This is a genomic window from Microbacterium sp. S1037 (assembly GCF_048381605.1).
Lineage (GTDB): Bacteria > Actinomycetota > Actinomycetes > Actinomycetales > Microbacteriaceae > Microbacterium > Microbacterium testaceum_B.
This window is the reverse complement of record NZ_JBLWIG010000001.1, coordinates 171,691-185,067: the sequence shown is the minus strand read 5'-3', so window position 1 is coordinate 185,067 and position 13,377 is coordinate 171,691. Positions and strand designations below refer to the sequence as shown.

Genomic DNA, 13,377 nt, shown 5'->3' with positions numbered 1-13,377 from the left:
TGCGTCAGGCGGTGGCGTCGCGCACCGCGCGGTCGACCCGCTCGAGCACGTCCGGCGGGGTGAACATGAGGGCGGATGCCAGGGGCCGGCCCGCACCCCACACGGTGCCGGAGCGCACGCCGTCGACCCGCTCGGGAGCCGCCTCTTCGAGGGCGCCGATCAGCGCGTCGTACGCGCGCGGGTCGTCGATGACGTGGGCGAGCATCGCGTCGAGACCCGGCACGGGCGGACGCACGGGAGCGGCGGGGAGCGTGACGCGCCACTCGTGCGCGCCGGAGCCGACCTCGGCGGGGGCTTCGGATCCGTCGGCGAGGGCACCCGGGAGGGCGACCTCGGCCGTGGTGTTGGGTGGCACGACCGCGCGTACCCGCACGGTGTCGGTGCCGGGCTCGCGCTCCCACGACACCTCGGCGGGGCCGTAGGCGGTGAGGTGCCGCGCCGAGGCGTGGTCGAACGCCGTGAGCGGGCGCGGGGCGATCCGCAGGCGTCGGTAACCGGGGGCGGCGGGGGCGAGCCCCGCGACCGTGCGGTGCAGCCAGTCGGCGACAGCGCCCAGAGCGTAGTGGTTGAACGAGGTCATCTCGCCCGGGTTCACCGAGCCGTCGGGGAGCAGGCTGTCCCACCGCTCCCACACCGTCGTCGCCCCCTGGGTCACCGGGTAGAGCCACGAGGGGCACTGCGTCTGCAGCAGCAGGCGCTCGGCCGCGTCGTGGTGACCCCCGTCGCTGAGCGCGTCCGCAATGATCGGCGTGCCGACGAAGCCGGTCGAGATGCGGTACCCACTCTCGCGGACGAGCGCTGCGAGCCGGTCGGCGAGGGCCGCGCGCGTCGGGGCGTCCTGCACGAGGTCGAACGCGAGGGCGAGAGCGTACGCGGTGGGGGCGTCGCTCATCATGCGGCCGGCGGGGGTGACGTACTCCGTCACGAACGCGCGACGGCTGCGCTCGGCGAGAGCACCGTAGGTCTCGGCATCCGAAGTGTTCCCCAGCAGCGCCGCCGCCTCGGCGACCTGGCGGAGAGACCGCGCGAAGTACGCCGTCGCGACGATGTCGCCGTCGACCTTCGCCTTGCCGGGCTGGTCGGGCGGCGCGCTCGGGTCGAGCCAGTCGCCGAGCTGCATGCGTCCGGCCCAGAGGCCCGAGTCCCCGGCATCCGTCCGCACCGCCTCGACCCACGCGCGCATGCTCGGGTACTGCGCCGCGAGCACCTCGCGGTCGCCGAACCGCTCGTGCAGAACGGTCGGGGTGACCGCGGCGGCGTCGCCCCACGCCGCGACGGGACCGCCGCCCGCGAACGAGGGGAGGGCGGCCGGGATCACCAGCGGAACGACCCCGCCGGCGCGCTCCTGCTCGAGGGCGAGGTCGCGCAGCCACGAGGTGAGGAACCCGTCGCAGTCGTAGAGGAACGACGCCGTCGGGGCGAACACCTGGAGGTCGCCGGTCCAGCCCAGTCGTTCGTCGCGCTGCGGGCAGTCTGTGGGGAGGGCGAGGAAGTTGCCGCGCATGCCCCACACCACGTTCTCGTGCAGCCGGTTCACGAGCGCGTGCGACGAGGTGAACCAGCCGGTCCGCTCCATGGCGCTGTGCAGGACGACGGCCTCGACTTGCTCGTCGGCGACGTCGATGCCGGTGATCTGGGCGTAGCGGAAGCCGTAGAACGAGAAGCGGCTCTCGAGCACGTCGTCGCCGCCGGACAGGACGAAGGATGCCGTGGCTTTCGCGTTGCGCAAGGGGCGGAGCGCCAGCTCGCCCGCGTCGAGCACCTCGGCGTGGCGGATCGTGACCGTCGTCCCCGCCTCGCCGCGCACGCGCAGGCGCAGGCGGCCGACGAGGTTCTGCCCGAAGTCGAGGACCTCTCCACCGGACGGCGTGGTCAGGCGCGCGATGACGGGGAGGCTCTCATGCCGACGGACGGGCTCGGCGATGCGCGCCTCGGGGCGGGGGACTCTCTCGTAGCCGGGTCGGGCGACGACGCCGACTCGCGCGGGCGCCCAGCCTCGGTCATCGCCGGAGGTCGCGGCATCCGGAGTCGACCAGGGGGCGCGGAGGCGGAGGTCCTGATGCTCGCCCGCGTAGATGCCGCTCGTGACGATCTCGGTGTCGCCCGTCGCGGTCCAGCTCGCACCGGTCGGGGCGACCGTCTCGACCGTGCCGTCGGCGAAGGTCACGCGGAGTTGCGCGAGGAAGGCGGGTTGGTCGCCGTAGACGCGGTCGGTGAACGTGAAGAAGCCGTAGCGCTCGGTGTACCAGGCGCCGGCGAGGGTCGCGCCCACGACGTTGTCGCCCTCGACGAGCAGGTCGGTGACGTCGACGCTCTCGTGCACGAGGCGGTCGCGGGTCGCGCTCCAGCCCGGGGCGAGGACGTCGTCGGAGACGGCACGGCCGTTGATCTCGGGCTCGGCGCTGCCGAGGGCGGTCCACAGCAGCAGGGCGCGACGGACCGGCCGATCCAGGCGGAACGCCGTCCGCACGAGCGCGGGCTGGGCCTCACGCTCCGGATCAGCCAGGCCGATCGGCTCGGCGATCCACTCGTCGGGGGCGAGGAAGCCGGCCTCGACGGCGTGGGGCGCGCTCCACGCGCTGACGGCGCCGTCGACGCCGGTCACCCGCACCCGCACCTCGCGGCGCTCGCCGGGGGCCAGCGGAGGGAACGGCCAGTCGACGAGGGCGGAATCCGCGCCCTCGAGCGTCACGGTGCTCTCGCCGTCGGTGACCTCGGCGGCGGCCTGACGCCACGACGGAGTCGCCGTCTCGGTGCGCCAGGTGAGACGCGGCGTGGGCGTCGCGACGAACGGCGAGTCGATGCGCAGCTCGGCTTTCACCGCGGCGACACGGGTGTCGGTGGTCATTCGTCGTCTCCCTCGGCGACCCAGGCGGTCGCGTCGATCATGCCCTCTCGGGCGTACACGCCGATCACACGTCCGGTGAACGACTCCGTCACCTCGGACGACAAGAAGCGTCCGTCGACCTCGGCGAGCGGGACGCGCTCTCCCTCGACGGTGGCGGCGAGGTGCAGCGCGTGGATCGCGGGTGCGAAGCTCACCGCGGAGCTGCCGGGCGCGCAGTCGATATGCAGCGTGAGCACAGGGGCCGAGAGGGGCTCGCGCCACTCCTGCACCAGGTCGCCGACCACGGCGCGCGCGACGATCTCACCTACTCCCGCCTCCACTTCGACGTGGAAGCGCTCGTCGTAGCGGACGGCGAGACCGCCGATCCCCGCGGACACGTCGAGCGTGACCGACGTGCGCTGGGCGAGGTGCACCTGACGGCGGCCGACGAACACCGGACGGGGATCGCCGAGCGTCGAGCCATCGGCATCCAGACGCATCCATCCCGGCCGCGAGGTGACGTCGGCGTGGTCGGTGGGCAGCGAGCGGACCGCGATCCACTCGCCGTCGAGCACCGTCTCGGGCGAGAACGCGACCTCGACACGCCTGCCGGGGCGGGGGTTCAGCGGAACGGGCTCGATCGTGGGCCACCCGTCGGGCTGCCAGGTGACGCGCGTGACGAACGTCTCGCGCCCGAGCGCCGAGAAGGCGCGGGTCATGCCGCGCGGCCGGACGCCCAGCAGCACGCACACCCACTCGCCGTCGGGACCGGTGACGAGGTCGCCGTGACCGGTGTTCTGCACCGGCCGGGTCGTGGATCGGGCCGAGACGAGCGGGTTGTTCGGGGCCGCCTCGAAGGGGCCCTCGGGGGAATCGGCGCGAGCGAGCGAGACGCCGTGACCGCGCTCGGTGCCGCCCTCGGCGATGAGCAGGTACCAGCGCCCCTCGATCTCGTAGAGGTGCGGCGCCTCGGGGAACATCCCGCCGACGCCCGACCACAGCGATCGCGGCTCCTCGAGCGCGCGGTGCGTTCCGAGGTCGACGCGGGCCTGCTGGATGCCGGTGTGCGTGCCCGCGTCCGGACCGCCGAGGATGAGCCCCGAGTAGGTGATGTACGCCGTGCCCTCGGCATCCCACGCGATGTCGGGGTCGATGCCGTCGAGCGAGCGCGAGCCGTCGGGGACCGTGAGCAGGTCGCCGTCGCTCCACGGTCCCGCCGGGTCCGTCGCGGTGAAGTGCAGCATGCCGCGGCCCATCGCGTCGGTCACCACGACGTGGAAGACCCCGTCGCGGTACCGCAGCGTCGGTGCCCACGCGCCGCCCGCCGTCGGGACGTTCTCGACGTCGAGCTGACCGGGCCGGGTGGCGACGTGGCCGATGAGCTCCCACTCGACGAAGTCGGTGGAGCGGTGGATCGGGATGCCGGGAAGGTACTCGAACGTCGAGGTCGCGAGGTACCACGTGTCGCCGACGCGGACGACCGAGGGGTCGGGGTGGAAGCCCGCGATGAGCGGGTTGGGGAGTGCGGTGGTCGGGGTCATGGTCCTCGGGAGTGTGGTGCGCCGCCGCCCGGCCGGGGAGGCGGGCGGCGGCGGAGGGGCGTCGGGTCAGGCGGCGAACAGGCGGCCGAGCTCGGCGGCGAGGGCGACCGCGCGCGGGTCTCCGCCGCCCGGCCACGCGCCGCGCGCGATCGTCCACGCGAACGCGACCCCCGTCTCGGGATCGACGCACGCGAGGCCGCCCGCGGCGCCGTCGTGCCCGAAGGCATTCACGCCGCCGAACGGCATCGCCGGCGTGGGCTTCTGGAACACGATCGCGTGCGCCCGGTCGTGCTGACCGAGCACCTCGTCGTAGCCGTGCACCTGCTGCTGCCCGATCTGCGCGACCGTGTCGGCCGAGAGGAAGGGCGCGGCGCCCTCGACCCCGGTGACCGCGGCCGCGAGCAGGCGCGCGATGCCGCGCGCGCTGCCCGTGCCCGAGGTCGCCGGGTGGCCGTAGCGCCAGCTGCGCGGGTCGTTCGCGAACCCGGGCGTCGGCGGAGCACTGCCGAAGACGCGGACGCCGAGCGCGGTGGGCTGCCGGTCACCGACGCCCGCGGCGGGCGGGGTCATCGGCTGGAGGTCGACGCGGCGGTGCTCCTGGTCGGCGGGGAGTCCGAGGTAGAAGTCGATGCCGTGCGGGGCGCGGATCTCCTCCTCGTAGAACGCGTGCATCGTCCGTCCGGTCACCCGGTGGATCAGCTCGGCACCGAGATTGCCGATCGTCACCCCGTGATACCCGAAGGCGCTTCCCGGATGCCAGAGGGGCCGGGTCGCGGCGAGTCGCGCGGCCGCGACGGGCTGGTCGAGCGCGTCGAAGCGGTCGAGCGGAGGATCGGTCTGCGCAAGGCCCGCCTGGTGCGACAGGAGCTGGCGCACGGTGACGCGCTGCTTGCCCGCTGCCGCGAACTCGGGCCAGTGATCGGCGACGAGGTCGTCGAGATCGAGGAGTCCGCGCTCCACCAGGAGACCGATCGTGATGCCGATGGTGTTCTTCGTCACCGAGAACGGCACGAGAACCGAGTCCTCGCCGAGGTGACGTCCGCCCCAGACGTCGAGCACCGGCTCGCCGCGATGGAACGCCGCGGCCTGGAACGACAGCTCGGGGTCGCCCGCGAGGGCGGCGTCCAGCCGCGCGACGGCGTCGGCGACCCGGTCGTCGGCGCGCCCGTGCAGGTGCGCGGTCTCGAGGGGGCTCATTCCGACACCGACCAGACCGTGTGCAACGGCGTCTCGACGACGGACGCCCCCGCGAGCAGCGTGAAGTCGCCGGGCTCGGTGACCCACGCGCCGTCCCAGTGCGCGAGGCGCCGCGCGGGAATCGAGACCCGTGCTTCGACGCTCTCGCCGGGGGCGGCGGTGACGGCGGCGAATCCGACGAGCCAGCGCGAGGGGCGCTCGACGCTCGACTCGGCGCGCTCGGCGTAGACCTGCACGACCTGACGGCCGTCGCGCTCGCCCGTGTTGGTCAGTCGGACCACGAGGTCGTCCCCGTCGCGCTCCGCGGCATCCCAGGACCAGCTCGTGTATCCGAGGCCGTGGCCGAAGGGGAAGGCGGGGGCGGTGTCGGTGCGCAGCCACGCGCGGTAGCCGACGTGAATGCCCTCGTCGTAGCGCAGCACGCCATCGGTCGGGGTGACCTCGAGCACCGGCACGTCGGCCATGCTCGCCGGCCACGTGGTGGGGAGGCGCCCGCCGGGCTCGGCAGCCCCGGTGAGGACGGCCGCGAGGGCGGTGCCGAACTCCTGGCCACCGAAGTAGCCCTGCACGACGGCGGCGACGTCGCTCGCCCACGGCAGCACCACGGGAGATCCGGCGTTGACGATCACGATGGTGCGCGGGTTGGCGCGGGCGACGGCGCGCACGAGGTCGTCTTGACGCCCCGGCAGATCCAGTGAGGTGCGGTCGTACCCCTCGGACTCGACCTTCGAGTTCGTGCCGACGACGACGACGGCCACCTCGGCGGCCTCGGCGGCCGCGACCGCGCGGGCGATGAGCTCGTCGGGGTCGGTCCGCTCGGGCGCGATGCCGAGGGTCGCACTCATCGCACCCGACAGCGTCCCGGAACCGTCGCGCGAGAACTCCGCGCGCACCGCGATCTCGCGCCCGGCCTCGACCTGCACGGTGGCGGTGATCGACGGCGGGTTGAGGAAGGCGGCTCCCAGGTCGGTGCCCTCGAGGACGGGGCTGTCGTCGAGCACGAGCTCGTCGTCGACGAACACTCGCGCGGGGTTGGCGCCGGCGAAACCGAGCTCGATCGCGCCCGACTGCTCGGGCGTGTAGACGGTCTCGAACACGACGGTGCGGCTGGCCTCGATCGGGGCGTCGCCGCCGAACCAGACCAGGGCCGACGCGCGGCGGTCCTCGGCGAACAGCTCGGTGCCCGCGGCATCCAGGAACCGGACGCGCAGTCCGGGCTCGCCCGTGGCGGGGTTGCGCATCTGCGAGAGGGGCAGTTCGGCCACGCCCTCCTGCGTCACGGCGCCGAGCTCGTACGTGATCCGGTCGTCGCCGAACGCGTCGCGCAGGCCCGCGAGCGGAGAGACGATGTGCGCGGGGATGACGGTCGCGCTGCCCCCGCCCTGGGTGCGCGCGTCGCGCGCGTTCTGTCCGATGACGGCGACGGATGCCACGGCCCCGGCGTCGAGTGGGAGGATGCCGTCGTTGCTCAGGAGCACCGTGCCGGCGATCGCCGACTCGCGCGCGAACTCGGTGGCATCCACCGGGGTGGGCTCGATCGCGGTGCTGCCCTCGAGGGCGCCGACCCGCTCGGCGAGCAGCAGCAGACGCAGGACCTTGCGGTCGAGGTCGGCCTCCCGCACGCGGCCGTCGCGGACGGCGTCGACGAGGTCGGCCCACGCGGGAGCAGGCCCCGGCATCGCGAGGTCTTGCGCCGCGGCGACGGCGTCGAGAGAGCGGACGGCGGTCCAGTCGCTGATGACCACGCCGTCGAAGCCCCACTCCGAGTTCAGCGGCGTCTCGAGCAGGTCGTTCTCGGTCATCGTCACGCCGTCGACGGCGTTGTACGAGCTCATGATCGACCACGCGCCGGCGTCGACCGTGCGCTCGAACGGGGCGAGGTACAGCTCGCGCAGCGCCCGCTCGTCGACCTGCACGTCGACCGTGAAGCGGTCGGTCTCGGAGTCGTTCGCGACGAAGTGCTTCGGGGTCGCGGCGACGCCGTTGTCCTGCAGGCCGCGCACGTACGCCGCACCCAGTTCAGCGGTGAGCTCGGGGTCCTCGCTCAGGCACTCGAAGTGGCGACCGCCGAGCGGAGAGCGGTGGAGGTTGATCGTCGGTCCGAGCACGACGTCGACGCCCTTGCGACGGGCCTCGGATGCCGCGGCGGCCCCGTAGCGGTAGGCGAGATCCACGTCCCACGAGGCGGCCAGCGCCGACCCCGACGGCATGTTGAGCGAGGGCTCGCGCTCGTCCCACCGGGGACCGCGGACGCCGGCGGGGCCGTCCGAGAGGGTCATCGCCCGCAGCCCGATCTCGGGGAGGGGGACGGTGGTCCAGAAGTCGGCGCCCTGCACGAGGGCCGCCTTCTGCTCGAGGGTCAGCGCCGAGAGCAGCGGGACGAGGTGGTCGGTGGCAGGCGTAGCGGTCACGGTGGTCTTTCCGGTGGGGAGGGTCAGGATGCCGAGAGCAGGGCGCGGCGCGCGGCGCGACGCTCTTCCTGGCGGTCGGGGTCGGGCACGGGAGCCGCCATGAACAGGCGCTGCGTGTACGGGTGCTCGGGCGCCGAGGTGACGCGGTCGGCGTCACCGGTCTCGACGATCTCGCCCTTGTACATCACGGCCACGCGGTGGCTGATGTGGCGGACGACGGCGAGGTCGTGCGTGACGAACAGGTACGCCACTCCCGTGCGGTTCTGGATCTCGATGAAGAGATCGAGCACGCGCGCCTGGGTCGACAGGTCGAGAGCCGACACCGGCTCGTCGCACACGATGAGCCGCGGCTGCAGAGCGAGCGCCCGCGCGATCGCGACGCGCTGACGCTGGCCGCCCGAGAACTCGCGCGGCAGACGGTTGCGGGCATCACCGGGGAGCCCGACCTGGTCGAGCAGGTCGCGGACGCGCTTCTTGGCATCGGATGCCGAGACCCCGGCCACCGTGAGCGGCTCGATGAGGATCTGCTCGATCGTCATCGAGGGGTTCAGCGACGAGTACGGGTCCTGGAAGACGACCTGGATCTCCGAGCTCAGGGCGCGGCGCTCGGCGCGGCCGAGGTGCGAGATGTCGCGCCCGTCGTATGTGATCTTCCCGCCGCTCACCGGCGCGAGGCCGAGGGCCGCGCGGCCGAGCGTGGTCTTGCCCGACCCCGATTCGCCGACGAGGCCCACGGTCTCGCCGGGGAGGATGTCGAGGGAGACGCCCTTGAGAGCCCGGAACGGCTTCGCGCGGAAGCCCTTCCCGGGGTACTCGACGACGAGGTCGTCGATGGTCAGCAGCGGGGTGCTCATGCCACCACTCCGTTCTCGGCGCCGAGCGGCGGCCGCGCGGGACCCTCGTCGAGGATCGCGTCCAGCAGCGCCCGCGTGTACGGGTGCTGCGCGTCGTTGAAGATGGCCCGCACGGGACCCTGCTCGACGAAGCGACCGTTCTGCATCACGGTGACCCGGTCGCAGAGGTCGGCGACGACGCCGAAGTTGTGCGTCACCAGCAGCATCGCCATCTGGCGCTCCTGCTGCAGGTCGCGCAGCAGCTCGAGAACCTCGGCCTGCACCGTCACGTCGAGAGCGGTGGTGGGCTCGTCGGCGATGATCAGCTCGGGGTCGGTCGAGATGGCCCCGGCGATGAGCACGCGCTGCGCCATACCGCCCGAGACCTCGAACGGGTACGCGTCGAACGTGCGCTTCGGCTCGGGGATGCCCACGCGGGCGAGCAGATCGAGCGACCGCTCCCGCGCGTCCTTGGGCGACAGGTGCAGGTGCTTGCGCAGCGGCTCCACCAACTGACTGCCGATGGTGAAGGCGGGGTCGAGGTTGCTCATCGGCTCCTGGGGGATGTACCCGATGCGCTTGCCGCGCACGCCCGCGTACACGCGCTCCGAGGCGTCGGCCAGGTCGACGCCGTCGAACGAGATCGTGCCGCCCGTGACCGAGCCGCCGCGGGGCAGGAGCCCCAGGACGCCGAACGCGGTCTGGGTCTTGCCCGAACCGGACTCGCCGATGAGGCCGTGCACCTCTCCCTTGCGGATGTCGAGCGAGACGCCGTGGACGACCTCGATGTGCGAGCCGTCCGACTGGTCGTACCCGACGTGCAGGTCGCGCACGCGCAGCACCGTCTCGGTGGACTTGCTGCGCGCGTCCTCGCGATGCACGATCACGTCGCCGTCGGCGACCTCGGGGATCTCATCGGGGTCGGTGAGGTCGCCTCCGCCGAGCGCCACCGAGGTGGTCGCGGTCGCGATCGAGCCGGTCGCGGTGAGCACCGCACGACGGCGGCGGCGACGCACGGTCACCGTGCGCTCGAGCTCGTCGCGCAGCACGTTGGCCAGCAGCGTCAGGGCGATGCAGGTCAGGGCGATCGCGAGCGAGGGCCAGACGAGCAGCACCGGGTTCTTGTAGATGTTCTTGAAGCCGTCGGTGAGCATCGATCCCCAGGTGGGGACGTTGACGTCGCCGAGGCCGAGGAACTCCAGGCCCGACTGGATCGCGATGGCGATGCCGGCGATGATCGCCGACTGGATGATGATGGGCGCCCGCACGACCGAGAAGACGTGGCGTCCGATGATGCGCAGGTCGCTCAGACCCGACACGCGTGCCGCGTCGACGTACAGCTCGTTGCGCACGGCGGTGACCGAGGCGTAGACGAGGCGGAAGTAGGCGGGGGCGAGCAGGATGCCGAAGATCACCATCGACAGCCAGACCGAGGGGCCGAGCACGGCGCGCGCCGCGAGCAGCACGACGATGCCGGGGAGGGCCATATTCAGCTCGGTGACCCAGGTCGCCGCGGTGTTGAACCAGCCCTGGTAGTAGCCGGCGATCAAGCCGCTGACCACGCCGAGCACGACGGCGACGACGAGGGCGATGAGGGCGGCGGCGATGCTCGTCTGGGTGGCGGCGAGCAGGCGCGACAGCACGTCGCGGCCGCTGCCGTCGGTGCCCAGGATGTGGGCGCCCGAGGGGCTCGCGAGGATCGCGCGGATGTCGGCGAAGTTCGGGTCCTGCGGGGCGATGAGCGGGCCGATGACGGCCAGCACCGCGACGAGCGCCAGGAAGCCGAGCGAGATGAGGCCGATGGGCCGCCGCAGCAGGCGGCGGAACAGTGCCACGCGGACCGGGGCGACCGGAACGGTGGGGGGAACGTCGATGGCGGTCATGACAGTCGCACCTTCGGGTTGAGAGCGGCCTGAGCCAGGTCGATGAGGAGGTTGACCACCACGACGATGATCGCGAAGGCGATCACCAGGCCCATGACGACGGGGATGTCGCCCTGCGTGGTGGCGCGGACGCTGAGCTGACCCATGCCGGGGATGGCGAAGATCTGCTCGACGATGACCGCTCCGCCAAGGAGGCCGACGAACTGCACGGCGAGCACCGCGAGGGCGGGGCCGCCGGCGTTGCGCAGCACGTGGCGGTAGATGACGGAGTTCTCGCTGAGGCCGCGGGCCCGGAGGGTGCGGACGTAGTCGCGCGAGGTGGCGTCGATCACCGAGCCGCGCACCTGCTGCGCGACCGTGGCGATCGCGCCGATCGAGAGCGCCACGATGGGGAGGACCACGGATGCCACCCACCCGCCGAACGAGGTGGTGATGGGGGTGTACCCGGTGGCCTTGAACCATCCGAGGTTCACCGCGAACACGAGCACGAGCACCAGTGCGATGAGGAAGCCCGGGACGGCGAAGCCGACGAGCGAGAGGAACTGGACGCCGGCGTCGATCGCACCACCGCGGCGAGCGGCGAGGACGCCGAGGAGGACGGAGAGGATCGCCGACACGAGGGTCGCGCCGATGACGATCGAGAGGGTGACGGACAGGCGGCCCGAGACGCTCACCGACACCAGCTCGCCGTTGAACCAGCTGCGGCCGAGGTTGCCCGTGACGGCGGAGGAGAGCCAGTCGCCGTACTGCACGAGGAGGGGGCGGTTCAGGCCCAGCTCGGCGGTCTTCTTGGCGACGGTCTCGGCGGTGGCGTTCTCTCCGAGGATGCGACGGGCGATATCGCCGCCGGCGGCGTAGAGGAGGGTGAACGCGAGGAAGGAGATGACGGCGATGAGCACGACTCCGGAGAGGAGCCGGCGCACGATGAATGCGAGCATGTGTGGTCCCTGGGGCCCGGGTCGGCCCGCCCGCGCCGGGGCGCGGACGGACCGACGGACGGATCAGTTCTTCGGCGAGAAGTCGAAGATCGACGGGTAGGCGTTGGTGGGCCAGAACTCCAGGTTCGTGTTCGCGTCGGTCGCGAACGTGCCCTGGACACGGAAGAACGGGGCGAACCAGGCCTGGTCGACCATGTACTTGTTCAGCTCCTTGACGGCGGTGTCCGACTCGGCCTGCGATCCGGTCTGGATCGTCGAGATGAGCGCGTCGACCTTCGGGTCCTCGTACTTGAAGGGGTTGAACGTCGCGTCCGGAGCGATCATGAAGTTGATCAGCTGCCAGTCGGGGTTCTGCTCCAGCGCCATCCACGTCGCCGGGTACTTCGGGGCGAGCATGTCGGTGATGAAGTTGCCGGTACCGGGGTCGGTGTAGTTGACCGTGATGCCGATGTCCGACAGCTGCTGGGCGACGAGGTCGAACGTCTGCTGGAAGGCGGGCGTCGACATCATGTTCAGCGTGAAGCCGTTGGGGTACCCCGCGTCGGCGAGGAGCTTCTTGGCGGCGGCCGGGTCGTACGGGTACGTGCTGTCGAGCGACTCGTCGTAAGCGACCGAGGTCTTCGGGAAGACCTGCTCGGTGACGGTGCCGTAGCCGCTCTGCAGCGACTGCAGCAGCGCCTCGCGGTCGAAGGCCATGTTGATGGCCTGTCGCACCTTCACGTCGGCGAGCTCGGGCGCCATGGTCCCGGCGCGGTCGAGCAGGAGCAGGCCCTGGAAGTCGAGCTCGTTGGACTCGATCGTCCAGCCGGCGCCCTCGACCTCGGAGATGGTGTTGTTGTCGGCGATCTTCGCGCCGTTCGCCTCACCGGCGCGGATGGCGTTGAGGGTCGCGGTCGGGTCCTCGAGGACGTTGATGGTGAGGTTCTGGTACTTCACCGCGTCCTTGTTCCAGTAGTCCGGGTTCGCGGTGTAGTTGTACGTGGTGCCCGTGACCGACGAGGCGGTGTCGAGGATGTAGGGGCCCGAGCCGATCGGGTTCGTCGCGACGTCGGCGTTGCCGAACGACGACGGCGCCTCGATGAGGCCGGGGGCGATCGAGAGCAGGTTGATCAGCGACGGGTCGGGAGCGGCCTGCGTGATGGTCACCGTGGTGGCGTCGACCGCGGCGAATTCCTTGCCCGCGAGCGTCGCCGCCTGGGGCGAGGTGCCGTCGCGGAAGCGCTCCATGCTCGCGACGACCGCCTCGGCGTCGACGGGCGTGCCATCCGTGAATTTCACGCCGTCCTTCAGGGTCAGCGTCAGGACGGTCTTGTCGTCGTTGTACTCCCAGGCGGTGGCCAGCCACGGCTGGATCTCACCCTTGGAGTCCTTCTGCAGGAGCGTGTCGAACACCGCCTGGAAGAACGGGCTCCGGTTGCCGTACTCGGCGCCGGCGGCGATGTCGTAGCTCGTGGGCGAGGCGATCGCGGTCAGCGTGAGTCGATCAGCGCTGCCGGAGCCTTCGCTCCCCGACCCTCCGCCGGAGCATCCCGTCAGCACGAGAGCTGCGGCGACGGCGAGGGCTGCTGTGGCCTTCCATCGGAACATCGTTGGTCCCTTCATCGTGGCGAAACCCCAGTGGATCGCCCTGCGCCGAGACGGTAACAGCAATTCCGAGCGCCCGCTAGATTTTTGGCGTTAAAAACTAGCGGTCGCTAGGAATTCGTTATAAAACGGTTCACGGGAAGGTCGTTCGCTCAGCCGATGG

The 13,377-nt window shown here is 71.8% G+C and carries 8 protein-coding genes; all 8 read right to left on the bottom strand.

All coding sequences use genetic code 11. The features are described from left to right. Positions 1-4: 4 nt before the first annotated feature. A complete protein-coding gene (locus ACMW4R_RS00760) occupies positions 5-2,848 on the bottom strand; it encodes a family 78 glycoside hydrolase catalytic domain (RefSeq protein ID WP_418298857.1) in 2,844 nt (947 codons plus the stop codon). Further along, entirely contained in the window at positions 2,845-4,368 is a 1,524-nt protein-coding gene (locus ACMW4R_RS00755; RefSeq protein WP_418298856.1) for a family 43 glycosylhydrolase, read from the bottom strand. The genes ACMW4R_RS00760 and ACMW4R_RS00755 overlap by 4 nt, the downstream gene beginning before the upstream one ends. A 66-nt stretch (positions 4,369-4,434) precedes the next feature. Then, positions 4,435-5,565: a serine hydrolase domain-containing protein gene (locus tag ACMW4R_RS00750; protein ID WP_418298855.1), complete on the bottom strand. Its 1,131-nt coding sequence runs from the start codon at positions 5,563-5,565 to the stop codon at positions 4,435-4,437. Beyond that, a complete protein-coding gene (locus ACMW4R_RS00745; RefSeq protein ID WP_418299878.1) occupies positions 5,562-7,844 on the bottom strand; it encodes a glycoside hydrolase family 3 protein in 2,283 nt (760 codons plus the stop codon). Before ACMW4R_RS00745 ends, ACMW4R_RS00750 begins: the two co-directional genes overlap by 4 nt. A 155-nt stretch (positions 7,845-7,999) precedes the next feature. Further along, on the bottom strand, positions 8,000-8,830 hold the full coding sequence (locus ACMW4R_RS00740) for an ATP-binding cassette domain-containing protein (protein WP_058597636.1): 831 nt from the start codon (positions 8,828-8,830) through the stop codon (positions 8,000-8,002). After that, a complete protein-coding gene (locus tag ACMW4R_RS00735; protein ID WP_058613818.1) occupies positions 8,827-10,692 on the bottom strand; it encodes a dipeptide/oligopeptide/nickel ABC transporter permease/ATP-binding protein in 1,866 nt (621 codons plus the stop codon). Before ACMW4R_RS00735 ends, ACMW4R_RS00740 begins: the two co-directional genes overlap by 4 nt. Beyond that, complete coding sequence (locus ACMW4R_RS00730; protein ID WP_058597638.1) at positions 10,689-11,630, bottom strand: ABC transporter permease; 942 nt, start codon at positions 11,628-11,630, stop codon at positions 10,689-10,691. Before ACMW4R_RS00730 ends, ACMW4R_RS00735 begins: the two co-directional genes overlap by 4 nt. 63 nt (positions 11,631-11,693) lie before the next feature. After that, complete coding sequence (locus ACMW4R_RS00725) at positions 11,694-13,217, bottom strand: ABC transporter substrate-binding protein (protein WP_058597639.1); 1,524 nt, start codon at positions 13,215-13,217, stop codon at positions 11,694-11,696. Between the last annotated feature and the right edge of the window lie 160 nt (positions 13,218-13,377).

Coding starts and splice junctions, on each gene's coding strand:
- ACMW4R_RS00760 (WP_418298857.1), bottom strand. CDS start 2,848: ATGACCACCGACACCCGTGTCGCCGCGGTGAAAGCCGAGCTGCGCATC.
- ACMW4R_RS00755 (WP_418298856.1), bottom strand. CDS start 4,368: ATGACCCCGACCACCGCACTCCCCAACCCGCTCATCGCGGGCTTCCAC.
- ACMW4R_RS00750 (WP_418298855.1), bottom strand. CDS start 5,565: ATGAGCCCCCTCGAGACCGCGCACCTGCACGGGCGCGCCGACGACCGG.
- ACMW4R_RS00745 (WP_418299878.1), bottom strand. CDS start 7,844: ATGACCCTCTCGGACGGCCCCGCCGGCGTCCGCGGTCCCCGGTGGGAC.
- ACMW4R_RS00740 (WP_058597636.1), bottom strand. CDS start 8,830: ATGAGCACCCCGCTGCTGACCATCGACGACCTCGTCGTCGAGTACCCC.
- ACMW4R_RS00735 (WP_058613818.1), bottom strand. CDS start 10,692: ATGACCGCCATCGACGTTCCCCCCACCGTTCCGGTCGCCCCGGTCCGC.
- ACMW4R_RS00730 (WP_058597638.1), bottom strand. CDS start 11,630: ATGCTCGCATTCATCGTGCGCCGGCTCCTCTCCGGAGTCGTGCTCATC.
- ACMW4R_RS00725 (WP_058597639.1), bottom strand. CDS start 13,217: ATGTTCCGATGGAAGGCCACAGCAGCCCTCGCCGTCGCCGCAGCTCTC.